The sequence below is a fragment of the uncultured Rossellomorea sp. genome, assembly GCF_947488365.1.
Taxonomy (GTDB): Bacteria; Bacillota; Bacilli; order Bacillales; family Bacillaceae_B; genus Rossellomorea.
The window spans coordinates 77232-99762 of the sequence record NZ_CANKZT010000006.1 but is presented as its reverse complement, the minus strand read 5'-3'; the positions used below and the strand labels follow the sequence as shown (position 1 = coordinate 99762).

The following is a 22531-nucleotide window of genomic DNA, read 5'->3' as shown; positions in this document are numbered from 1 at the left end:
CTACTCTTCCTCCTCTTTCATTCTTTGTACTACTTCATGTGTATGAATAATTTGCTCATAGACGCCATGTCCTTTTTTCATGCATAAAGCGACGAATAAAGCATCAATCACGACGAGTTGAGCAATTCTTGCCGTCATGGTCCCGATTCGGATGTTGTGTTCTTCCTCGGAAATCGTTAAGACGATATCAGCGAGCTTCCTCGCCGGTGATTTCCCATGCTGTGTCAATAGAACGATTGTAGCCCCTTTTTCTTGGGCGACGTTCATCAGCTTTAATATTTCCTTCGTCTGCCCTGAAGTCGAAACGACGAATAGGACATCTCTTTCCGTTAAATTGGCAGCCATCATCATCTGCACGTGAATATCACTAGCTTGAAATGCCAGATAGTTCAGTCGTAATAGCTTTTGCGTAAAGTCTTCCGCTACTACAGCTGAACCTCCTACTCCATACAGGTATACCCGTTCAGCTTTATGGAACGCGTTCACAGCCCGATCCAGATCATCTATGGAAAAAAGCTTTTCCGTGTTCTTGATCGCTTGATAGGTGTTCACCAGTACTTTGCTGAAGACGGTTTCAAGATTGTCTTCAAAATGCAGGAGTGTATTGATGTCATGACTCATTGTTTCTTCAATATTTGTGCTTTTGGCCAGTTCGATCTTCAATCCGCTGAAACTATTGATTCCGATTCGTTTGCAGAATCGGATGATGGCTGCTTCACTGCTCCCGCATGATTGTGAGAGTTGCTTTGTCGTCATTTCCATTACTTTGTCAGGAAACTCGAGCACATATTGAGCAACCGCAATTTCAGACGGGGTGTAGTTCTCCATCTGACTTTTGATGTGTTTTAGTACTTGAAATTCTGTCATAGTCACCTCCAAAAAAAATGATTGTCTTGAAAAGGCTTTCAGTTTAATATGATTATATGCGATAATGAAATTAAATTTCAATATTATTTTAAAATATTTAAACTTTTATTTTACTACTCTAGTAGAAACTAGTTCTAAACAGGAATGAGGAGGAGTACACAATGGCAGAGGTACGCAACGTAGAAATGGAGATATTTGAAATTATATCAAACGGCGGGAATGCAAAAAGCACCGCATATGAAGCACTGGCAAAGGCACATGAAGGTAAGTTTGCGGAAGCTGAAGAGATGTTGAAAACAGCCCATGAAGAGCTGAACAAAGCTCACAAAACGCAAACGAGTCTCATTCAGGCAGAAATCAATGGAGAAGATTTTGAAAAATCACTTCTGATGATTCATGCCCAGGACCATTTGATGACCTCTATCAGTGAGATCTCGTTAATTGAACAAATGATACCCTTATTAAAAAGAATAGATAAACTTGAAAACAATTAATTTTAAGGAGGCTTACCAATGAGTAAAAAACTGGGAGTTTCAATTTACCCAAACCATTCAACTACTGAAAAGGATAAAGAATATCTGGCTCTGGCTGCGTCTTACGGTTTTAAGCGAGTGTTCACCTGCTTACTATCAGTAGAAGGTGACAAAGATGGGATCATCTCGAACTTTAAAGAAACGATTAAGTTTGCACGTGAAAAAAATATGGAAGTCATCGCTGACATCAGTCCCCGTATTTTCAAAGAACTGAACATCTCGTATGATGATTTATCCTTTTTTGGCGATCTCGGGGCTCACGGTATCCGCCTAGATCTCGGGTATACAGGGCATGAAGAATCGATGATGTCGTACAACCCTTATGATTTGAAAATTGAACTCAACATGAGTAATGCAACGAAATACATCGATAACATCATGACGTATCAACCGAATAAGGATCAATTGCTTGGATGTCATAACTTCTATCCGCACCGCTACTCGGGTTTATCCTATCCATTCTTTATTGAATGTAGTAAAAAGTTTAAAGACTTCGGGATGAGAACGGCTGCGTTTGTCTCTTCTTCCGATGCAACATTCGGTCCTTGGCCGGTCACGGAAGGATTGCCTACATTAGAAATGCACAGGAACCTTCCGATCGATGTCCAGGCGAAGCATCTTTTTGCAACAGGGTTAATTGATGACGTCATTATCAGTAACGCTTATGCATCAGAACGTGAAATGCAGCTGCTTAGTGAACTGAACACATCGAAGCTGACCTTTACAGTCGAAACCCATGAGACGACCACTGACTTAGAAAAGACGATTATCTTTGAAGAACCGCACTTCTATCGTGGTGACGTATCTGACTACTTGATCCGCTCGACTCAAAGCCGAGTGAAATATCGTGGAAGAGAATTCGCTCCCCATAATACGGTAGACATCAAACGCGGAGACATTGTTATTGAAAACGACCTATATGCCCAGTATGCAGGAGAACTTCAGATCGCGCTTCAAGATATGGAGAATTCAGGCAAAACCAATGTGGTGGGGCGTATCCACGAAGAAGAGATCTTCTTATTGGATTACCTGAAGCCTTGGGGTAAATTTGCTTTTCAAACCAAGTAATGTGGAGGTTTCTTTAGATGACTAGAGTGATAGGAATCGATGCAGGCGGGACGAAAATACAAGGACTCGTTCTTGATTCAGAGAAGAACATCCTGTTTCAAAGTTTATCCGGACACGGCAATCCAACGGTTTCCTTTGAAGAGGCACTGACCAACCTCTCATCCGTGATTCAACAATGCTTGGACCACACTTCTTCTGAAGAGGTGTCCCATATTGTAATCGGAATGGCAGGTGCCGAGTCCGGTAATCTGGCTCATCGAATCAAGAAGGAGTTACAAAGGATGACTTCCCTGCCTATTATCGTATTGAATGATGCCACCCTCGCCTATTTCTGTTTAATCGGAAATCAGAACGGGGTGATGACCATTGCGGGAACCGGTTCGATTTGTTATGGACGAAACGGGAAACAGGAAGGAACCACCGGCGGATGGGGACATCTTCTTGGTGACGAAGGCAGTGCGTATCATATAGCCATGGAAGCCTGTAAACAGGTTTCCATGGAGATGGATTCCGGTAAACCACTTTCCCCTTTCTCCCGTACCATTTTAGACGAAATCGGAGCGAGTGATGGGAAAGGGTTAAAAGGGTTTATCTATTCTTCTGCCAAAGGTGAAATTGCCAAGCTGGCGAAGGCGGTTCACAAGCAAGCTGAGGCTGGTAATGAAGAGGCCTTTCTTTTACTTAAGATAGCCGGGGAGCAGCTTGCTCGACAGACGATTGCCTTATTGGAGAAACTGCAGATCTCTTCGAAACCGGTTATCGCCTTAAAAGGAAGTGTCCTTGAACATAATGTGGTGGTGCAATCCATTTTTAAAGAAAGTATTTCAGAGCGTTTTCCAGACGCTTCCTATATCGTCGATTCAACCTCCCCTGCCACCGGGGCAGTCGATGTGACAGAAGCCATCAGGGAAGGAAGGTTGTCATATGAGTAAGCGTTTAGCTGTCGGGTTAATGTCCGGTACTTCTGTGGATGGGGTGGATGCTGCCCTTGTTTCAATTGAAGGCAGCGGCACGGATACAAAGGTGGAGCTCGTTCATTATTCGACGGCTCCCTTCCCTCCACACGTAAAAAAGAAAATCTTCGACGTGATGAGTGTCACAGAATCGTCCACTCCCCTCCTTTCCAGCTTGCATTTTGAGCTTGGAGACGTTTATGCCGATGCTGTGTTGAAGGTGTGTTCAGAGGCTGGCGTTTCAGTAGAGGCTTTAGACTTTATCGGATCACATGGGCAAACGGTCTATCACCAGCCCTTTCATACCGAAAATTCGGTTCCTTCCACTCTTCAAATCGGGGAGCCGAGCGTGATTGCGTATCGTACAAATACTAGAGTCGTCTCCAATTTCCGTTCCATGGATATGGCTGCCGGCGGTGAAGGGGCCCCACTTGTACCTTATACTGAATACCTTCTCTACCGGAAAAAAGACAAAGGAAGACTGCTTCAGAATATCGGCGGCATCGGAAATGTGACTGTACTTCCTAAAGATTGCACTCTTCAAGAAGTATTCGCATTTGATACCGGTCCTGGAAATATGGTCATAGATGGATTATGCGAGCGACTATACGGCCTCTCTCTTGATGAGGATGGAGCGATTGCTGGGAAAGGGACGGTCCAGAAAGACGTCGCACAGAAATGGATGGAATGGGAAAAGGATTTCTTCCTTAAAGACCCTCCAAAGTCAACGGGTCGCGAGCTGTTTGGAGATGTATTCGTGAATCGCATCCTCGAAGAGTTTGGTGATCTTTCGAAAGAAGACTTGGTTGCGACAGCAACCTACTTCACAGCTCTGACGATTTCGGATGCCTATGAAAAATTCGTTCTTCCAAAGCATCCTATTAACGAAGTCATCATTGGCGGCGGCGGAAGCTACAATGGGTCACTTCTCTGTATGATGAGGGAGCTTCTTCCCCAGTTAGACATTCAGATCCAGGAAGATATCGGCTATTCTTCCGATGCCAAGGAAGCAATCGCCTTTGCCCTCCTGGCGAACGAAACGCTTCACGGAAATCCGGGCAACGTCCCAGGAGCAACCGGAGCAGGTAAACCCGTCATACTGGGGTCCATCACTCCCCGTCCCGTATTCACAAATTGAAAGGCAGGTACTATAGAATATGGACCTTCATAAGATCCTGACTGAAACGAGAAATCCTCAAACATTAAACATAGATACATTGAGCACGGAGAAGATTTTAGAAAGAATCAACGAAGAAGATCAAACCGTTGCATACGCCGTGGAAAAAACCATCCCAGTTGTTTCACGTGTGGTCGATTCCATCGTAGCGAGGTTAAAAAATGGCGGCCGTCTTCTTTATGTAGGTGCAGGCACAAGCGGACGCCTGGGCATCCTAGACGCATCGGAATGCCCGCCTACCTTTAGCACAAATCCCGGCCAGGTGATTGGAATCATCGCGGGTGGTGAAAGAGCCATCCAGTTTCCCTTAGAAGGCGCCGAGGATGATGAAGAGGGCGGCCGCAACGAAATCGCGATTCGTGAAGTTGGCGCAAATGATGTCGTGGTTGGTATCGCCGCAAGCGGACGGACGCCTTATACGATCGGAGCTTTAAAGGAAGCAAAATCAAGAGGGGCTGTAACCGCGTCTGTTGTGTGCTCACCTCAATCCCCGATGTGTGATGTAGCCGACCACTCGATCGTCGCAGAAGTCGGTCCGGAAGTCGTCACAGGATCGACGCGCATGAAAGCCGGAACAGCCCAAAAACTGATTTTGAATATGCTCACTACCGCTTCCATGATCAAACTGGGCAAGGTATACAGCAACTTAATGGTCGACGTGATGCCTTCAAACGCAAAACTGAAAGTCAGAGCAAGAAACATCATCATGGAAGCAGCGGACGTCTCCGAACAGGAAGCAACCGAAGCCCTTGAAACATTCGGCAGCGTCAAACCTGCCATCTTATCGCTTCTGACAGGCCTCGAAGAAAAAGAAGTCTACGACCTTCTCACACTTCACAACGGCCACCTGCGATCAGCCATGAAAGCCGCAATTAAATAAGCTATTATGAGGGACGGACCTTGACCCATCGTCAGGTATCGTCTCTTTACTCTTTTTATACAAGATATGAAAAACATGTTAATAAAGGTGGAATTTAGTATGATCACTCCAGAAATAAAAAAACGTTTCATCGAAATCGTCGGCGAAGAAAATTACCGGGATACACCCGCAGAAAAGCTTGTCTATTCCTATGATGCAACTCCTAATTACCAATCCATGCCTGACGCGGTCATCGTCCCCCGTTCGACAGGGGAAGTATCAGAAGTCGTAAAAGTCTGCAATGAGCACCGTATTCCCATCGTCCCTAGAGGGTCCGGAACGAATCTCTGCGCAGGTACCTGCCCTACAGAAGGCGGACTTGTACTCTTATTCACCCATATGAACAAGATCCTGGAAGTCGATGAAGAGAATTTAACAGTGACGGTCCAGCCGGGTGTTGTGACCCTGGATCTCATTCATACAGTAGAAGCAAAGGGTCTTTTCTATCCTCCTGACCCAAGCTCCATGAAAATCTCAACGATCGGTGGGAACATCAATGAGAACTCCGGTGGTTTGAGAGGGCTGAAATATGGCGTAACCCGCGATTATGTGCTGGCATTGGAAGCCGTCCTCCCCAATGGAGACATCATCCGTACCGGGGGGAAACTTGCGAAAGACGTAGCCGGCTATGATTTGACCCGCCTTTTTGTCGGATCTGAAGGAACACTTTGCGTCATCACAGAAGCGACATTAAAGTTGGTTCCCATGCCCGAAACGAAGCAGACGATGCTGGCCCTTTATCAGGATATCGAAGCAGCTGCCCAAAGCGTTTCCAGCATTATCGCCAATCGTATCATTCCGACTACCCTTGAATTTTTAGATCAGCCTACACTTGAGGTGGTCGAGGATTTCGCCAAAATCGGCTTGCCAACCGATGTAAAAGCGGTGCTCTTGATCGAACAGGACGGTCCTCCGGAAGTGGTTGCACGTGATATGAACCGAATGGAGGAAGTTTGTTTGCAGAACAACGCTGTATCTGTTCAATTAGCCAAAACGGAGATAGAAGCAGATGCCCTTCGTACCGCCCGCCGTTCTGCCCTATCGGCACTGGCACGTCTTAAACCGACGACGATATTAGAGGACGCGACGGTTCCCCGCTCGGAAATCGCCAAGATGGTGAAAGCGATCAATGATATTTCCGATCGCTATGAGTTGAAGATTTGTACCTTTGGCCATGCCGGGGACGGAAATCTTCACCCGACGGTTGCGACTGATGCCCGGGACCATGATGAAATGGAGCGCGTCGAAGCGGCCTTTGAAGAAATCTTTGCTCATGCCATTGAATTGGGTGGAACCATTACCGGAGAACACGGAGTCGGCATGATGAAAGCCCCTTATCTCGAATGGAAACTTGGACCTGAAGGCATTGCAGCCATGAAAATGATCAAGCAATCATTCGATCCAACTAACATAATGAATCCGAATAAAGTATTCGCTAAAGAATCAAGAAAACGTGTGGTGATTTCAAGATGACAACCCTTTTAGAAAAACAAAAGATACAGCAGGAATTTAAAGACCGAATGGATGAAGATGAATTATTGAATTGCATGAGATGCGGATTCTGTCTCCCTTCCTGTCCTACGTATATAGAATCAGGATTTAAAGAATCCCATTCACCACGCGGTCGAATCGCCTTAATGAAGGCAGTGGTGGATGGCGTCATCGAACCCGATGAAGAAGTTGAACGAACATTGGATCTATGCTTAGGCTGCAGAGCCTGTGAACCCGTTTGTCCTTCCGGAGTGAACTACGGTCACCTTTTAGAAGAAGCACGCGATATCATCAATCAAAATAAAAAGCACTCCCTTCCTGTACGGGTTCTTAGAAGAACCGTTTTTGAAGGATTATTCCCACACCCGGACAGAATGAGAATGGTCACGAACCTTCTCGGAATCTACCAACGCTCAGGACTGCAGAAGGCGGTACACACTACGGGTGTTATGAAACTATTTCCGGAAAGCATGGCGACAATGGAGCGCGTACTTCCTCAAGTTCCAAAGCTGAAAGACATGAAGGAGCGCCCAACGTCTCTTTCCTCGATTGGGGACGTTCGTAAAAAAGTCGCTTTCTTCTCTGGCTGTTTAATGGATACGATGTTTCTGGAAACAAATAATGCCACTACGAAACTATTGCAGCTGGCAGGCTGTGACATCGTGATTCCAAAAACGCAAACCTGCTGCGGAGCCTTGCATGGCCATAGCGGTGAAAAGGACTCGGCAAAGGATTTGGCAAAGCGAAACATTGCGGCATTTGAAGAATCAGGAGTCGATTACATTATCACCAATGCCGGAGGATGCGGAGCCTTTCTCGTCGACTATGATCACTTACTGAAGGATGATCCCGATTGGAAAGATCGTGCGGTTCAATTTAAAAATAAAATCAAAGACATCTCCTCCATTCTTGTAGAATTAGAGTTTCATAAAAAGAAATTGAACGTTTCCCCTCAACGAATCACGTATCAGGATTCATGTCACTTGCGAAACGTTCAGCGGACATTTGTGGAACCAAGACTTCTCCTGCAATCAGTGGAAGGTGCTGATTACGTTGAGATGAAACAAGCCGATCACTGTTGTGGTTCAGCCGGGATCTACAACATCGTCGAATCCGAAATGTCCATGAAGATCCTCGATCACAAAATGGACAACGTCGAACAAACCCAGGCAACCACCATCATCACATCAAACCCGGGCTGCCTCCTCCAAATGAAACTCGGCATCGAACGAGAAGGCCTATCCAATAAAATGCGAGCAATCCACATCGTAGACTTTTTATTGGAAGCAATTCAGTGAGAGGGACGGACCTCCTCATTTACTCAAATCCCGTTAAATCAATGTTTTGGTTTTGGGTGGGGTGATTGGAGGTCCGTCCCTCCTTTTTTGTACCCTGTACATTCTCGCTTTTTTGCACCCCTTACAAATCACATTATTTTGACTGTTGGATTCCATCTATATTCCTCCTGTTAATTTCCAGCGTTTTTTCACCTGCTAAACTACCACCCTATCAAACAATAAAGGGACGAACCCCATCCAAGGTCCGTCCCTCTCTCTACTTTCTCTACCGTTTTGATTAGCAGTGCTGGGTGGTTGAAGGTCCGTCCCTAAACCCCAACTGCTTTCTTCGTTGTGATGCATATTGCTTCTTCCATAATTCGTACCATTTTCTCGAGCTCTTCTTCGGTTGTGGCGAGTGGTGGCATGAAGACGATGGTGTCTCCGATCGGCCGGGTCAGCATGCCCAGTTCACGCATCTTTATGGTGGTACGGTAGCCGACTCTGTCTTCCCATAGGAACGGCTCTTTACTGGCTTTATCCTGTACCAACTCAATGCCGCAGATCATCCCTAGCTGTCTAATGCTGCTTACATGGGGATGGTCCTTTAATGGAACTAATAAGGTTTCAATGATTCCCGCTTTCTCTTGAACTTTTTCAATCAGATTTTCTCTTTCATAGATCTCCAGATTCGCCAATGCCGCAGCACAGCCGAGCTGATTCCCTGTATAGGAATGGCCGTGGAAGAAGGTTTTCAATGACGTGTAATCATCATAGAAAGCTTCATAGATTGCTTCTGTGGTAAGGGTTGCTGCAATCGGGAGGTATCCTCCGGTGATCCCTTTTGCCACAGTCATGATGTCCGGCTGGACCTGTTCATGCTCGACAGCGAACATTTTTCCTGTACGGCCGAAGCCTGTTGCCACTTCATCGACAATGAGAAGCACCTCATATTTCCGGCAAAGCTTTTCGACGCCTTTAAAGTAGCCCTTCGGCATAATATTCATACCACCAGCACCCTGTATCAACGACTCCACTGTCATCCCGGCAATCTCATGGTGGTTCTCTTTCAAAATACCTTCCAGCTCTTCGAGTGCACGATCTCGAATCTCTTCCTCATCTACTAAATCTGGATGATGAACGACGTCCGGGAACGGAGCAACGAGTGATTCAAACATAAGGGATTTGTAGACTCTGTGAAAAATGTCCACCTTCCCGACGCTGATAGCACCGACTGTATCTCCATGGTACGCATTTTGGAGAGTGATAAACTTCTGCTTTTCCGGTTTCCCTTTATTTTGCCAGTATTGATAAGCCATTTTAATGGCAATCTCAACAGAGGTTGCACCGCTGTCTGAGTAGAAGACTCTCGCTAATCTCTCCGGGGAAAGTTGGACCAGCTTCTCGGCTAACAAAATTGATGGAACATTGGTGGCACCGAGAAGAGTAGAGTGAGCGATTTTATCGAGCTGATCCTTAATCGCTTGATTGATTTCCTCATTGCGATGGCCATGGACATTTAGCCAAAGGGAAGAATAACCATCAAGATATTCGTTCCCGCAGATGTCCCGAAGATAAACCCCTTCCCCGCTTTCAATCACCAACGGGTTCTCATCATAATCTTTCATCTGTGTAAACGGAAGCCACATATATTGACTGCTTTTTTCAATAAGCTGTAATTGATTCACTCTGTATATCCTCCTCTGACTCTTCTAGTTTCCAATTCTTGAATAATTCCGCTACATCGACAGTTTCAAAAGAATCCTGTGATATGTTTGGCAGTACACCGATTACCTTTACACCGGTTAATGTTTCAATCATTCGTTTGTTGTCCCGCTCGATCTCCTCCATTTCATCTATGGATGTCTGATTCAGGATGATGCCTGCGATTTTAATACTCCGCTGTTTCAATGCCATCACAGATAGTACCGTATGATTAATTGTGCCAAGTCCAGCCCGCGCGACAAGAATGACAGGCAGTGACACTCGTTCGATTAAATCAAGAATGGTTGCTTCTTCGTTTAACGGGACAATCAGTCCTCCCGCTCCTTCAATCAGTAAAAGTTCGTGAATGCCTTGTAACTTCTCCACTTGTTCTAAAATTGGCTTCAATTCAATCGAAACACCGTCTATTGCAGCTGCCAGATGAGGAGAGCTTGGCGTTTTTAATACATATGTATTCGCATCTTTTCCAAAAGAACGATTGGTGACCTCTTCATAAAATTCAGTATCAGGGGCTACTAGTCTACCTTTTTTCAAGACAGCTCCACTTTGTACGGGCTTATAGGGGAACGCATCAATGCCCTTTTCCAAGAAGTACTTTGTTAACAATCCAGTTGTTATCGTTTTTCCGATATCCGTATCTGTGCCGGTGATGAAAAACCCTTTCATCATTTCCCTCCTTTTATGTCAACCTTATTTACAAATAGGTTAACATTTAAGATAATAACAATCATACCACAGTTTTAAGGAGGAGAAAATGGAAATGGGAAAAACTAGAGAGATGGTCTTATGTGGTCTTTTTGCGGCATTAATGGCAGTAGGAGCGAATGTGTCTCCGTTTTTAATGATCGGAGGAGTTCCGGTCACCCTTCAATTGGTGTTTGCCATCATTGCCGGAGGAGTGCTTGGAAGCCGCGTGGGCGCGAAGGCGATGACGGTTTATTTAGCTCTGGGATTAGTAGGGGCACCGGTGTTTGCACAATTTAAAGGAGGACCTTCAAGTTTATTCAGTCCTACCTTTGGATTTATTCTATCCTTTATCGTGGTTGCGTTCGCCGTGGGAATCGTTTTGGAAAGGAAGCGTACATTTGGAGGATATCTCATTGCAGGAATCCTCGCCCTATTGTTAAATTACATAATCGGAACGAATTTCATGTACCTTGCCCTAACATTTTGGGCAGAAGCACCGGACGGATTCAGTTACACGGTTGCCTGGGGATGGATGGTTGCGTATCTGCCGCTGGACGTAGTAGTCACGGTTGTTTCCATGGTGGTTCTTCAGCGATTATATAAGGTGGTCCCGTCGAGGAATATGAGTCCTTCTTTTCATAAATAAGGGGATGGTGCAATGAGCTTGTATAGATTGGCAGCTGAGGGATTGGATTCAGCTGCTGATTTTCAGCATTTATTTAACAACTGCCTTCCATAAAACCAACTCCATTTCACAAAAAAAAACATCCAACACCTTATAACAGGCATCAGATGTCTATCATCTTTATTTACTCGCTGTCTCATAAATCTTCAAATTCCCATAAATCAAACGCAACTCTCTTGCTTCAATCCCCTGTGCTTCAGCAGCCTTCAATAAATATCCGTATAAATGATCCGCTTCTACGGAGAGATTTTTTTCCATATCCCGCTGTAAGGATGATTTCATACTGTAGCCCATTTGATTGATTTTATCGTATTGAGCTTCTTCTATTTTCTCAGCAAGTGGTGCTTTCAAGCTTCTCATAACCGCTGCGGCTTCATAAAGGACTCCTTTGATCCTATCTGCACCCTCACCTATTTCCCGAATCGGTCCAATCGGTGCCCGGAATAAGGATGTTACACCTGAAAGAGTGGTGATAAATAAATACTTATGCCACATATCCTGTTCGATGGTGTCGGATAATCGAAAGTTTGCCTTCGTTCCTGAAAAGGCCTCATCTAGCTTCACAATTCTATCCGTTCGCTCACCACTTCTTTCTCCAAAAACGAGATCATGAATGGGACTCGATTGAATGACCTTCCCTGTTTCATCAAGCGTCGACTCCACAAAGCATAAACCGCCAATCACTCTTTCTTCCCCGAATGCTTCTATAAGGTCGCCTACGTGTGACATCCCGTTTAAAAGTGGAAGGATCATCGTATTTTCACCTACAAAGGAGTGAATACTCTCGATAGCTCCCTTGAGATGATAAGCCTTGGTTGAAAGGATAATGGCGTCAAAGGGCTCTGCTTTTTCTTCTGATCTCAGCGTTTTCGGCTCGCAGTGAAAATCACCATGTACACTTTCAATAAGCAATCCATGCTCTTTCAGCTGCTGCTCTCTTCGCTCACGGACGAGAAACGTAACATCCTCACCCTTTTCTACCAATCTACCTCCGAAGTAGCCACCAACGGCACCTGCACCAACAACTAGTATTCTCATTCTCCAACCGCCTCCTTTTCCTTTTCACATGCCATGTACTATTCTCCGATATGAAAGCGGATAAATCAAAAATATTGGCTTTGCCCTAAAAAAAAGGTGCCCTCCCAAAGCTAGTCAGGAGACACCCCATTCAATACATCAAACCGTACACCAAAAATCGCTCATACTCATTCTTTTCATAATCCCCTGACAAGTTCACTTCTTTCCGCAAGACAAAAAGGGGGTGATCTTCTAAATAATGCACATAATCATCCGAGCTATAATACAACACGATCTCGATATCACGTGGTGATTGTTCCACTGAAAAGAGGATGTTATTGATGATCCTCATGAAAATTTGAACAGAGAACGGATTGAAAAAGTAAAATCGGTTATCCTTTGGATGGATCCTATACTCTTCTGCCAGGCAGTGATAAAAGTAGAGATTTTCACGTTTGGCTTTTGCTTTTTTTAAATAGCTTTTCCGGTTCGCCACGGCTTCTTCATAAAACTCTTCATTCATTTCAATGCCAACAACGGTAGATTGAAATAGGTGGTGAATTAAGAAATTCAATCGTCCTTTCCCACAACCGAAATCGACCACACGATCGCTGCTATTCAATCTATAATGTCGGAATAATTCATCCAATGCCTGATACGGAGTCGGCTCGTACCGATGATAATGAAAAGACCGGTGAAACCCCATCTGCAACTCACTCGTACGAACACCTAATAATTCATCATAATACTCTTCCTTCATACATACTCCTTTTTGAAGGTCCGTCCCTCTCGGACCTCAAAGTTTAGTAGAGGTAACCAAGCATGTCCAGTTGGCCGCTTGACCATTTTTTGGTACCTATTGGTTTGATCATGAGTTGGTTTATGGTTTCGGTCCCAATGCCCCTGGTGGTCTGGTTTTGGTCGTTGATTTTCATCCACGTGCATTGGTTGGACACCGATTGGAAGCCATTTCTTTTATATAAGGAAGGATCATCGGCAAATAAGAGAAGGAAATCGATATTTCGCCCATTACAGAACCTTTCTAATTCGAAGAGAAGTTGTGATCCGATTCCCAGGGAGCGACTACCCTTTGAAACGCACAAATCGATTACCCCCAATACATTTATAGGCTCACCTTCCAATTTCATGACTCGGTAATCCACCCCAACATGCCCCACTAAACGTTGATCTTCGTTATGGACGAGATACCTGAAATGAGGAATCTGTTTAAAGTAAATTCTATCATCAGGATAGCCATCTCCAAAACATTCATTTAATAATTCTTGTATTTCAGCTTTCATTTTTCCTTTGATATCATAATCAACTATTTGTTTCACTTGATATTCCCTTTCCACTTTCACACGTTCGCCTCCTCATAAAATAATATAAGCACTTTCATTGACAAACCTTCAAAATCCTAATACATTAATAGTAACAAGGGGAGTAGCGACCGGTAAACGGCTGGTGAATCGTCATCACGGTATGAAAATACCTGGTTCATCAGGCTTTAGCTCATTCTTCAGCACGCAAGACCTTGGTACAAAATTTGTGCCGGGGTCTTTTTTGTATGCGCTGGCTTGGAGGGGATTATATGGTTTACATTGTTTTTCTACTTGCTGCAGCCATCGTGGTTGCGGCTGCTATTTACCTGAATCAGTTCGGAGATGTCATCAGTAAGAAGTCTTCATTAAGTGGGGCTGTCGTTGGAACATTCCTCATTGCAGGGGCAACGTCACTTCCGGAATTAACAACGAGCTTAACGGCGGTTTATATCGATAACCCTGATATTGCCGTAGGAAACATGCTCGGCAGTAATGTGTTCAATCTTTTTATTCTGGCAGTGGTGGATCTGATTTATCGTAAAAGAAGATTGTTCCAAAAGGTGAACAGGAAGGCAAATATTCCTTCTGCCCTATTTGGATTCCTGTTTCTCACGATCATCATTTTCGCCCTTTTTATGCCAGGCTCCATTGAAGTTTTTGGCGTTGGGATTGAAATGTTCTTTATTATCATTCTATACTTCGTTGCGATGAAATTCGTTTCCAGCGATGATGCAGAAGGAGAATCTGTACCTGCGAAGGATTATTCCCTAAAAGCGGCCGTTATAGGTTTTATCATTGCTGCACTGGTCGTATTTGCGTCAGGAAGTGTGTTATCGATTGCAGGTGACCAATTGGCAAAGGCAACAGGTATGAACGCAAGCTTTGTAGGCAGCTTTCTCATCGCTGCTTCCACTTCCCTGCCTGAGCTTGTTACAGTCCTTGCTGCTTTTAAATTGGCAAACTATAATATGGCGATCGGCTCTATTCTCGGAAGCAACCTCTTTAACATACAACTGCTCGTCCTGACCGATGTCCTTTACCGAAAAGGCGCCATCCTTGAAGCAGTCGACAGTTCCCATATCTTTATCGCGGGATTGGGATTATTGATGACACTCGTCATCGTCTACTTGCTTCTTCGCCCGACAAACGTGATGAACAAGTGGAGATATATGGCTCCATCTTTTATTATAACCGTTTTGTATATTGTCGTATCTTATGTATTGTTTTAAATATCAAAGAGGGCAGGACAAAAGTGTTTTAGTCTAAGTAAAACCCGAACAAACCTGCTTCCTAGAAGGTGGATTGGTTCGGGTTTATATTTATTTCCATACATTTGATTTTAGCTGTTTCCAGCGGTTGATTGGAGTGCAAGACGAAGACTCCTGCGGGAAAAGTAGCTTATGTGAGACCCCGCAGGCTTGCCGAGGAGGCTCACCGGCTACCCGCGGAAAGCGAAGTCTTGCACGGAAATCATTAGCGGTATTAAGAAACTACACCAAACGATTAAGAATTGTTCAGGCACATCACATGATTCACCTTCTCACTTATGGTAAATTAAACATGATTGAATCAATGGATAAGGAGTGAATGTTTAATGGCTGATAATAAAGAACAAGTAAAGCAAGACATTTTAGATGCCTACCATTTTAGACATGCAACAAAGGAATTCGACCCAAACAAGAAAGTGTCCGATGACGATTTCAGGTTCATCATGGAAACCGGCCGTCTGTCACCAAGCTCGTTTGGATTCGAACCTTGGAGATTCGTCGTGATTCAAAATCCTGAACTGAGAGAAAAGATCAAGAATACGGCTTGGGGAGCGTACGGAAAGCTGCCTGAAGCCAGTCATTTCGTCGTGATCCTGGCCAGAACGAAAAAAGATACGAAATACGATTCACAATACTTACAAGATCATTTTAAAAACGTGAAACACTTGCCTGAAGATCATATGGCAAAATACTTAGAAAAGATCGAGCAATTCCAGAAGGTTGATTTCGATTTACTTGAAGGCGATCGTCCCCTATACGACTGGGCCGGAAAGCAAACCTATTTAGCCCTTGGAAATATGATGACGGCAGCCGCTCAAATCGGGGTCGACTCGTGTCCGATCGAAGGCTTTGACATTGAAAAGTTGAATACGCTTTTAGATGAAGAAGGGTTATTGGAAGATGGTCGTTTCAGCATTTCCGTCATGGTGGCATTCGGATACCGGGTAAAGGATCCAGTACCGAAAACGCGTCGACCATATGAAGATGTCGTGAAGTTCGTTTAATCTTAATATGCCCCCGGTTACAGGACCGGGGGCATTTTTTATGAAATTCTACTGTTTAAACCAATCGGCTCCTTCATCCATGTGCACAAAGGGAATATCCGTATCCACCTCACCCATGATCTTTTCAAGGACAACATCTTCCCCTTCAAGCCACTTGGCAAAATCAAAGACAACTGGTTCCCGGTCCCCACCCAGGGCAAACCAAGCCTTCATCTCACTAGGAAAATAAGCAGATGTATGGATGGTGCCAGCCCAGCTTCCGTATAAATCGGAGAAAACGCCTTTATCAGTATCATTCATTAAGCGGAATGCTTCATGGGCATCTGTTGCCTGCTTATTTTGAATGATACTCAATCGGCGTTTCGAATCGACCAGATGATTTCGATTTTCATGAGTCATCACCTCAAAATGATTCGTACACGCATTCGACTGCCGAATCTCCACGCCACGAGGGGAAGTCTCAATGATAAAGGTTTCACCGCTTCTGTCATACACCACATAACTAAAAGAGTGCCGGTGAGGAATTTCTTTCAGCATCTCAACAGCTTCCGATACATCTCCGCATGATTCCAGAATCAAACGTCCAATCATACAGCAAATGAAGCCATCCCCTGGGTTTTTCCGATGCATGAAGTTATATCCAATGGCCAATCCTTTCTCATTCATACCGTCCATCCGTCCCGTCACCCGCTGACTCGGTCCGATGATACTATACCCTCCATCCGTCGGCTTGTAAAAGGTATACCTTCCCTCATACGTCTTCGGATGATAATCATAATTTCGGATCAAATAATTTTTGCCCGTCATAATCGAGCAGCCGGACTTCACATACTCAACACGATATCCGCCAAACTCCTTCAGTACTCTTTCCAACGGCCACTCGAGCGCCTCTTGTAATCCAAGAAGTTCATCCCAGATGCCAGGGGCAAATCTTTTGATCGCTCCCTTTGTTTCCCGGATGCCGATGGAAAAGCGCTGTTTTCGTACCTTCCATTGATTCTCGCGATTTCTCACCGTGACCGAATCCTTTATCCTAGACCCTTGCATATAACCAAAATCGTAATGAGATCCACGAAATTGAATCACATCGCTATGTATTGTTTTCATGCTAAAACCTCTTTTTGTCAGAATGTATTCTATAAGGATAATAGAATGGATGAGAAAAAGAAAGGAATCCTGCTACACACGCCTATCAACGGGAAGAAAAACCATTATCACAAAGCATATGACAAACGCCACCCCCGATACCAATAGCCCAAGAAAGAATCCTACAGAGGTCATAACCCCGTCCTCACCTGGATACTGAGGTACATAAGTGACCCATTGATACAGGATGAACAAAAAGAGAAGCAAATAGAAACTGCTTCCCACCATACCTGCCTTCAGTCTCTCACCTTTCTCCCACTCTTTCGCACTTCCAATTGAACTCCACACCAGGATACTCACCACAACAGCAGCCAACATGATAACAAGGTGAAGGTATGGAATCATCATCAAGGTAAGACCATACAATATCAGTCCTGTTGTACCAAATAAAACCAGATTCATCCCAAATAAAAAACATCCGACTGCCCAAGGATTTTGAAACCACTCATACGTATTCAAGGAATCAATCCACTTAAATGAATAGGCTTTCTCACTTGGCGTTCTCATGAAAATAAAAACCCCGATAAGCCCCAAAAGTATAACCAATGTCACCTGCGATTCCTCCCTCATACACATAAAATATCATGGTTTATTTTACCATACCCTTCTTGAGTTATGGCGTATCGTGAGAAATGTACCAGGTACAAATCCCACGTTCTGTGCCTGGTACACCCTTCCCCTTCGTTCAGCTGCTGAATTCCTCTCCATTATCAGCAAATGAATGACATAAAAAAGGAACGGCCCCAACGACCGTCCCTTCCTTTCCATCATTTCTTCTCTATAATTTCATCGATAATCCCATATTCCTTCGCGTCATATGCACTCATGAAATAATCACGGTCGGTATCAAGGGCAACCTTTTCAACGGGCTGGCCTGTTTTTTCAGAAATGATTTCGTTGATGTGCTGTCTTAGCTTCAGAATCCGCTTCGCTGAAATCTCCAGGTCTGTAGCCTGCCCACGGGCACCACCTAATGGCTGATGAATCATGATTTCACTGTTTGGTAAGGCAAACCTTTTTCCCTTTGTCCCTGCAAGCAGCAGCATCGCGCCAAAAGAAGCCGCCATTCCGGTGCAGATCGTTCGAACATCAGGACTTATATAGTTCATCGTATCAAAGATGGCGAACCCCGCTGAAGTGGAGCCACCAGGGCTATTGATATATAAGGAAATGTCTTTCTCCGGATCGTCTGCAGCAAGGAATAACAATTGGGCGACAATGCTGTTGGCCATCTGGTCATTCACTTCATCACTCACCATGATGATCCGGTCTTTTAACAATCGTGAATAAATATCGTAGGATCGTTCCCCTTTGCTTGACTGTTCAATGACATAAGGTATGGTATTCATCCTTACTTCCTCCTTCATTCGTTATGCAGCTAGTGAGAGGACGCTTGAAGGAGAGCCAGACGTTCGTACAAATCGGCCTTGGGCGGGAGCATGTGCAAGGAGGATTGGAATGTATGCCAAAAGAAGACTGGGATCCTGGGCCATTAGGCTGCGGTATAAAATCGCGTTCAACTCCTTCTGAAGCGCTTCATTCCAGTAGGTTTGAACGCCGCACCCGTCTCCATCATCGGAGAATTTTTTCAGCTTTTCCCTCGATCGATTCAGCAAGGCTTTCACAGCGGTTTCCGTCATCCCCAGAACTTCTGCCACTTCAGAAATCTTGAATTGAAACGCCTCTTTCAAAACAAAAGTGACTAACTGTTTGGGTGTCATCTTTCTTGAAAGCTTCTCCAGGGTTTCAAGACTGATCCCCTCATTTGGAATGTCTTCAGCCTTCACTTCCGGGACTCCGCCAATCGCTTCCTTACTCTGTTTCCGAACTTTATCCACCCATAGATGATAAGCGATTTTATTAAGTAAAGATGATTTCCACTGTTGAGCAGGATAATGACTCAGTGCCTTACATATGGACTCTTGAGCCAAGTCCTCACCGTCCCATTTGCTCTTCGTCAGAAAATAGCAGTATCGATAGAGCTTGGGAACAAGCTCTTCCATGACTTCATCATTTGGCTGTCCTTCATTCTTTTTTAAGCCAGATCTCGTTTGCATCGTCCTCACTCCTTTGAATCCTCTCATACTTATAACGGATGAATTGGTTAAAAAGATATGGGTGAAAGATATTTTTATTTATATTATATCCAACAGTACTGGAATGGGTCATTAATTGGTGTAAGCAGCGTGAGTTATGCTAAAGTTGATTCATAAAAACAGGTGACGGAAAAGAGGATTAGTGATGATTTCAATACTTGTCGTAGATGACGATCCCCATTTACGTAAGCTTATACGTGTTCATTTAGAGCAGAATGGCTATTTGGTTACTGAAGCACAAGACGGGGACGCAGCTTCTGTCATTCTTGAAGCACAGTCGATCGATTTGGCGATTGTCGATTTGATGATGCCAAATAAGGATGGGTTTCAATTGGCGAAGGAAATCAGGGAAACCTACGATATTCCGATTATTATTTTAACCGCTAAGAACAGTCTTACCGATAAAGCGAAAGGCTATGAAGCCGGAACCGATGATTATATGGTAAAGCCCTTTGAAAAGGAAGAGCTTCTCTTTCGAGTACAAGCGATCCTGAGGAGATTTCACCGTGCCGCTCCCCAGAAAATTCGTCTCAATGAAATGATTCTTGATAAACGATCGTACGAAGTGAAGGACGGAGCAAAAACAATCATTCTTCCACTTAAAGAATTTGAATTATTATATTATTTAGCGAGCTTCCCTAACAGAACCTTTTCACGGGAAGAAATCATTCAACATGTATGGGGAATGGACTTTGAAGGGGATGACCGAACGATTGATGTCCATATTAAAAGGCTTCGTGAACGTTTCCGTCATTCCGATGATTTCTTGATCACTACTGTCCGTGGAATTGGCTATAAATTGGAGGTGACCTAAAATGCGCTCGCTGTATGTCCGGATTGTTGTCGTCACCCTTCTTATCATGTTGACGAGCAGTGTCATTGCTTTCATCGGTTCGAATCTTTACTATCAACATATTTTAAAGCCAGCCAATGATGAAAAAAACACTGAAATCGCGAAAGACATCGTTGATCTATTTAATGCAGCTTCAATGGATGCTCCTGGTTTTTTTCAAAAAACGGCGAAGCTCAGCTATCAATTTTATGTAACAGATGGTAAAGCTCCCGGAACATTCTACGGAGAGGACTTCCGTGATCAAAGCCTTTCTCAGGAAATTGTAGAAAGTGTTGTGAACGGATCCACTTACCATGGAATTGCGAATTATCCATCTACCACATTTGTGACCGGATTTTTCTCAAATGAATTAACCAACAGCATTGGTGTTCCCATTGAAATTGATGGAAAACCCCATGCCCTGTTCATGAGACCCAATGTGAAACAACAGTTTAATGAAATTCATATTCTTTTATCTGTCCTGCTTCTTTTTACGATACTTCTCAGCATGCTGATCGTGTTCTTCAGTACCCGCTATCTTGTGAAACCGATTCGTGAATTGACGAATGCCACGAAGAAAATTGCCGGCGGTGAGTATTCGATTCGATTGAATGAAAGCCGCAAGGACGAAATCGGTACCTTAGCCCGCTCCTTTACAACCATGAGCCGGCAGCTGATGCAGGTGGAGAATATGCGACAGGAGTTCGTTTCAAATGTTTCGCATGAAATCCAGACGCCCCTGTCCTCCATGAAGGGCTATGCCAATCTGCTTCTCTCTCCTTCCTTGTCAGAAGAGGATCGGGACCATTACTTAAAAGTGATTGAATCAGAAAGCACCAGGCTGTCGAAGCTGAGTAAGCAGCTGCTGACCCTCGCTTCTCTCGATAAGGATAATGGATCGATTCAACATGAACCCACTAACATGACTCAATTGCTCCATGATCTCATGAAACAAACACGATGGCTGTGGGAAAGAAAAGACCTCGCTGTGTCCATCCAAGCCGATGATGTGACTTATAACGGTCACGGAGAGCTGCTCTATCAGGTATTTGAGAACCTGTTGGCAAATAGCATCAAATACACACCCCGAGGGGGCGAAATCAACCTGTTCCTTCACAAACATCACCAGGGGTTCAGGTTTATTATTGAAGACAGCGGAATCGGCATTCCTCCTGAACACCAGGGAAAGATATTTGAACGTTTTTACAAAGCAGATTACTCACGAAGTAAAGAAAAGGATAGCAGCGGCCTTGGCCTTTCCATTGTCAAAAAGATCATCACCCTGCACCATGGTGAAATCCATGTTGAGAGCAGGACCAATAAAGGAACCACCTTTACGGTGACTCTTCCTTAATCCGTTGTTCATCTTCCGTTCATACTTCTCTTTTATCATTAGTGAGAAGTAATGAAAGGGAAGGTGATTTTTTTGTTTCTAGCATGGAAAGAAATGCGCTATGGGAAGGTAAAGTTTTTATTAATTATAGGCATTATCACATTAATCACGAGCCTGGTACTATCGATATCAGGACTTGCCAATGGATTATCGGTGGATAACGCTTCGGCTATAAAGAATATGCCTGCTGACACGTATGTGGTGGAAGCTGGTGACAAGCATCAGCTTGAACGATCACAGATAACAGAACAAGAGATTGCTTCTATAAAAGGAGGATCTCCTCTTGGTTTGAAAATGGTAGAGATCGATCAGGGGGGCAAGACGGTAAATGTAAGCCTATTTGCCGCTGACCCCGACAGTACTTTTATGCCAACGACGGCAGAGCACCCGAAGCTTGCTCCCTATGAAGTTCTTGCTGATCCTGGCCTGAAGAAAGAAGGGTTGGAGATTGGGGATTCTTTCACCTACGACGACAAAAAGTGGGTGATCAAGGGATTTACTAAAAAACGATTCAGCTACGGCCACACGCCGGCCGTTTTTACATCTTTAGAAACATGGGAGGATCTTTATGGCGATTCGCTCACATACCAAGCGATTCTATTTACGAATGAAGGAATGATAGACACGCCTTCAAAAATGGATACCGTGTCTAAAGAAGAGATTCTATCTAATGTGCCTGGCTATTCTGCAGAGCAAGGCTCACTGAATATGATGGTGATCTTTCTGCTCATCATATCAGCGATTGTATTAGCCACCTTCTTCTATGTCATGACCCTGCAAAAACTTCACCAATACGGTGTTTTAAAAGCGATCGGGACGAAAGCGGGCATTCTTCTCGGTGCACTATTCGCGCAAATTTCCACCCTTACCATCGCAGGCATCGTTGCAGGGAATGTCGTTACCTTCGGACTTACATTAGTGATTCCGGCAGACGTACCTTTTGAATTATCGGTCACCATGATCCTATTCAACAGTGCATTAATTCTATTGATGGCGTGGATCGGTTCCCTTTTATCCTTTAGAAGCATTGTGACTGTGGATCCATTACAAGCAATCGGGAGTGTGAAATAA

The 22531-nt window shown here is 44.3% G+C and carries 24 protein-coding genes; 14 read left to right on the top strand and 10 right to left on the bottom strand.

Annotated features, from left to right (window positions below):
• Positions 1–867 carry a MurR/RpiR family transcriptional regulator gene (locus tag Q1B03_RS18270; RefSeq protein WP_299744817.1) on the bottom strand — a complete coding sequence of 289 codons (867 nt, stop codon included), beginning with the start codon at positions 865–867 and terminating at the stop codon, positions 1–3.
• A gap of 161 nt (positions 868–1028) precedes the next feature.
• Between Q1B03_RS18270 and Q1B03_RS18265 the strand changes: the two genes are divergently transcribed.
• The 7 genes from Q1B03_RS18265 (at position 1029) to Q1B03_RS18235 (ending at position 8306) form a co-directional block, all read left to right on the top strand.
• Entirely contained in the window at positions 1029–1361 is a 333-nt protein-coding gene (locus Q1B03_RS18265; RefSeq protein WP_299744814.1) for a PTS lactose/cellobiose transporter subunit IIA, read from the top strand.
• 18 nt (positions 1362–1379) lie between these two features.
• On the top strand, positions 1380–2468 hold the full coding sequence (locus tag Q1B03_RS18260) for a DUF871 domain-containing protein (protein WP_299744811.1): 1089 nt from the start codon (positions 1380–1382) through the stop codon (positions 2466–2468).
• 17 nt (positions 2469–2485) lie between these two features.
• On the top strand, positions 2486–3400 hold the full coding sequence (locus tag Q1B03_RS18255; RefSeq protein ID WP_299744808.1) for an ROK family protein: 915 nt from the start codon (positions 2486–2488) through the stop codon (positions 3398–3400).
• Entirely contained in the window at positions 3393–4559 is a 1167-nt protein-coding gene (gene anmK, locus Q1B03_RS18250; protein WP_299744806.1) for an anhydro-N-acetylmuramic acid kinase AnmK, read from the top strand. Before Q1B03_RS18255 ends, anmK begins: the two co-directional genes overlap by 8 nt.
• Before the next feature lie 19 nt (positions 4560–4578).
• Positions 4579–5478, top strand: coding sequence for an N-acetylmuramic acid 6-phosphate etherase (gene murQ, locus Q1B03_RS18245; RefSeq protein WP_299744804.1), 900 nt, complete (start codon positions 4579–4581; stop codon positions 5476–5478).
• 99 nt (positions 5479–5577) lie between these two features.
• The gene (gene glcD / locus Q1B03_RS18240) at positions 5578–6990 is read left to right on the top strand and encodes a glycolate oxidase subunit GlcD (RefSeq protein WP_299744801.1); all 1413 of its coding nucleotides are present in this window, start codon (positions 5578–5580) and stop codon (positions 6988–6990) included.
• On the top strand, positions 6987–8306 hold the full coding sequence (locus tag Q1B03_RS18235) for a (Fe-S)-binding protein (protein WP_299744798.1): 1320 nt from the start codon (positions 6987–6989) through the stop codon (positions 8304–8306). The genes glcD and Q1B03_RS18235 overlap by 4 nt, the downstream gene beginning before the upstream one ends.
• 308 nt (positions 8307–8614) lie before the next feature.
• On the opposite strand, the gene bioA is transcribed toward Q1B03_RS18235, so the two are convergent.
• Both bioA and bioD read right to left on the bottom strand, forming a co-directional pair.
• Positions 8615–9934: an adenosylmethionine--8-amino-7-oxononanoate transaminase gene (gene bioA / locus Q1B03_RS18230; protein ID WP_299745139.1), complete on the bottom strand. Its 1320-nt coding sequence runs from the start codon at positions 9932–9934 to the stop codon at positions 8615–8617.
• A gap of 16 nt (positions 9935–9950) precedes the next feature.
• Complete coding sequence (gene bioD / locus Q1B03_RS18225) at positions 9951–10679, bottom strand: dethiobiotin synthase (RefSeq protein ID WP_299744795.1); 729 nt, start codon at positions 10677–10679, stop codon at positions 9951–9953.
• Between the two features lie 91 nt (positions 10680–10770).
• On the opposite strand from bioD, the gene Q1B03_RS18220 reads away from it, so the two are divergent.
• Positions 10771–11343 carry a biotin transporter BioY gene (locus Q1B03_RS18220; protein ID WP_366141310.1) on the top strand — a complete coding sequence of 191 codons (573 nt, stop codon included), beginning with the start codon at positions 10771–10773 and terminating at the stop codon, positions 11341–11343.
• 159 nt (positions 11344–11502) lie between these two features.
• On the opposite strand, the gene Q1B03_RS18215 is transcribed toward Q1B03_RS18220, so the two are convergent.
• The 3 genes from Q1B03_RS18215 to Q1B03_RS18205 all read right to left on the bottom strand — a co-directional run bounded on the left by Q1B03_RS18215 (position 11503) and on the right by Q1B03_RS18205 (position 13760).
• Entirely contained in the window at positions 11503–12420 is a 918-nt protein-coding gene (locus tag Q1B03_RS18215) for a ketopantoate reductase family protein (protein ID WP_299744789.1), read from the bottom strand.
• A gap of 130 nt (positions 12421–12550) precedes the next feature.
• Positions 12551–13159, bottom strand: a complete 609-nt coding sequence (locus tag Q1B03_RS18210) for a methyltransferase (protein ID WP_299744786.1) — start codon at positions 13157–13159, stop codon at positions 12551–12553.
• Between the two features lie 43 nt (positions 13160–13202).
• Complete coding sequence (locus Q1B03_RS18205) at positions 13203–13760, bottom strand: GNAT family N-acetyltransferase (protein WP_299744784.1); 558 nt, start codon at positions 13758–13760, stop codon at positions 13203–13205.
• Positions 13761–13990: 230 nt separating this feature from the next.
• On the opposite strand from Q1B03_RS18205, the gene Q1B03_RS18200 reads away from it, so the two are divergent.
• From Q1B03_RS18200 to Q1B03_RS18190, 3 genes are all read left to right on the top strand, one after another.
• Positions 13991–14950, top strand: coding sequence for a sodium:calcium antiporter (locus Q1B03_RS18200; protein ID WP_299744781.1), 960 nt, complete (start codon positions 13991–13993; stop codon positions 14948–14950).
• A gap of 127 nt (positions 14951–15077) precedes the next feature.
• On the top strand, positions 15078–15308 hold the full coding sequence (locus Q1B03_RS18195; RefSeq protein ID WP_299745136.1) for a hypothetical protein: 231 nt from the start codon (positions 15078–15080) through the stop codon (positions 15306–15308).
• A gap of 7 nt (positions 15309–15315) precedes the next feature.
• A complete protein-coding gene (locus Q1B03_RS18190; RefSeq protein WP_299744779.1) occupies positions 15316–15993 on the top strand; it encodes an NAD(P)H-dependent oxidoreductase in 678 nt (225 codons plus the stop codon).
• Between the two features lie 48 nt (positions 15994–16041).
• Here Q1B03_RS18190 and Q1B03_RS18185 read toward each other — a convergent pair whose 3' ends face one another.
• The 4 genes from Q1B03_RS18185 to Q1B03_RS18170 all read right to left on the bottom strand — a co-directional run bounded on the left by Q1B03_RS18185 (position 16042) and on the right by Q1B03_RS18170 (position 19196).
• On the bottom strand, positions 16042–17100 hold the full coding sequence (locus Q1B03_RS18185) for a C45 family peptidase (protein WP_299744776.1): 1059 nt from the start codon (positions 17098–17100) through the stop codon (positions 16042–16044).
• A gap of 72 nt (positions 17101–17172) precedes the next feature.
• Positions 17173–17691 carry a hypothetical protein gene (locus Q1B03_RS18180; RefSeq protein WP_299744773.1) on the bottom strand — a complete coding sequence of 173 codons (519 nt, stop codon included), beginning with the start codon at positions 17689–17691 and terminating at the stop codon, positions 17173–17175.
• A 215-nt stretch (positions 17692–17906) separates the two neighbouring features.
• Positions 17907–18506 carry an ATP-dependent Clp endopeptidase proteolytic subunit ClpP gene (gene clpP / locus Q1B03_RS18175; protein ID WP_299744770.1) on the bottom strand — a complete coding sequence of 200 codons (600 nt, stop codon included), beginning with the start codon at positions 18504–18506 and terminating at the stop codon, positions 17907–17909.
• A 3-nt stretch (positions 18507–18509) separates the two neighbouring features.
• The gene (locus Q1B03_RS18170) at positions 18510–19196 is read right to left on the bottom strand and encodes a sigma factor-like helix-turn-helix DNA-binding protein (protein ID WP_299744767.1); all 687 of its coding nucleotides are present in this window, start codon (positions 19194–19196) and stop codon (positions 18510–18512) included.
• Positions 19197–19380: 184 nt separating this feature from the next.
• Between Q1B03_RS18170 and Q1B03_RS18165 the strand changes: the two genes are divergently transcribed.
• From Q1B03_RS18165 to Q1B03_RS18155, 3 genes are all read left to right on the top strand, one after another.
• Positions 19381–20049, top strand: a complete 669-nt coding sequence (locus Q1B03_RS18165; protein ID WP_299744764.1) for a response regulator transcription factor — start codon at positions 19381–19383, stop codon at positions 20047–20049.
• Position 20050: 1 nt separating this feature from the next.
• Positions 20051–21421, top strand: a complete 1371-nt coding sequence (locus Q1B03_RS18160; protein ID WP_299744761.1) for a cell wall metabolism sensor histidine kinase WalK — start codon at positions 20051–20053, stop codon at positions 21419–21421.
• A 72-nt stretch (positions 21422–21493) separates the two neighbouring features.
• Positions 21494–22531, top strand: a complete 1038-nt coding sequence (locus Q1B03_RS18155) for an ABC transporter permease (RefSeq protein WP_299744758.1) — start codon at positions 21494–21496, stop codon at positions 22529–22531.

Excerpts from the sequence above, each read along its gene's own strand:
- Q1B03_RS18235 (WP_299744798.1), top strand. The coding sequence starts at position 6,987 with ATGACAACCCTTTTAGAAAAACAAAAGATACAGCAGGAATTTAAAGAC.
- Q1B03_RS18165 (WP_299744764.1), top strand. The coding sequence starts at position 19,381 with ATGATTTCAATACTTGTCGTAGATGACGATCCCCATTTACGTAAGCTT.
- clpP (WP_299744770.1), bottom strand. The coding sequence starts at position 18,506 with ATGAAGGAGGAAGTAAGGATGAATACCATACCTTATGTCATTGAACAG.
- Q1B03_RS18160 (WP_299744761.1), top strand. The coding sequence starts at position 20,051 with ATGCGCTCGCTGTATGTCCGGATTGTTGTCGTCACCCTTCTTATCATG.
- Q1B03_RS18265 (WP_299744814.1), top strand. The coding sequence starts at position 1,029 with ATGGCAGAGGTACGCAACGTAGAAATGGAGATATTTGAAATTATATCA.
- bioD (WP_299744795.1), bottom strand. The coding sequence starts at position 10,679 with ATGATGAAAGGGTTTTTCATCACCGGCACAGATACGGATATCGGAAAA.
- Q1B03_RS18270 (WP_299744817.1), bottom strand. The coding sequence starts at position 867 with ATGACAGAATTTCAAGTACTAAAACACATCAAAAGTCAGATGGAGAAC.
- Q1B03_RS18170 (WP_299744767.1), bottom strand. The coding sequence starts at position 19,196 with ATGCAAACGAGATCTGGCTTAAAAAAGAATGAAGGACAGCCAAATGAT.
- Q1B03_RS18210 (WP_299744786.1), bottom strand. The coding sequence starts at position 13,159 with ATGAAGGAAGAGTATTATGATGAATTATTAGGTGTTCGTACGAGTGAG.
- Q1B03_RS18185 (WP_299744776.1), bottom strand. The coding sequence starts at position 17,100 with ATGAAAACAATACATAGCGATGTGATTCAATTTCGTGGATCTCATTAC.
- Q1B03_RS18255 (WP_299744808.1), top strand. The coding sequence starts at position 2,486 with ATGACTAGAGTGATAGGAATCGATGCAGGCGGGACGAAAATACAAGGA.
- Q1B03_RS18260 (WP_299744811.1), top strand. The coding sequence starts at position 1,380 with ATGAGTAAAAAACTGGGAGTTTCAATTTACCCAAACCATTCAACTACT.
- Q1B03_RS18190 (WP_299744779.1), top strand. The coding sequence starts at position 15,316 with ATGGCTGATAATAAAGAACAAGTAAAGCAAGACATTTTAGATGCCTAC.
- anmK (WP_299744806.1), top strand. The coding sequence starts at position 3,393 with ATGAGTAAGCGTTTAGCTGTCGGGTTAATGTCCGGTACTTCTGTGGAT.
- glcD (WP_299744801.1), top strand. The coding sequence starts at position 5,578 with ATGATCACTCCAGAAATAAAAAAACGTTTCATCGAAATCGTCGGCGAA.
- Q1B03_RS18215 (WP_299744789.1), bottom strand. The coding sequence starts at position 12,420 with ATGAGAATACTAGTTGTTGGTGCAGGTGCCGTTGGTGGCTACTTCGGA.
- murQ (WP_299744804.1), top strand. The coding sequence starts at position 4,579 with ATGGACCTTCATAAGATCCTGACTGAAACGAGAAATCCTCAAACATTA.
- bioA (WP_299745139.1), bottom strand. The coding sequence starts at position 9,934 with ATGTGGCTTCCGTTTACACAGATGAAAGATTATGATGAGAACCCGTTG.
- Q1B03_RS18220 (WP_366141310.1), top strand. The coding sequence starts at position 10,771 with ATGGGAAAAACTAGAGAGATGGTCTTATGTGGTCTTTTTGCGGCATTA.
- Q1B03_RS18200 (WP_299744781.1), top strand. The coding sequence starts at position 13,991 with ATGGTTTACATTGTTTTTCTACTTGCTGCAGCCATCGTGGTTGCGGCT.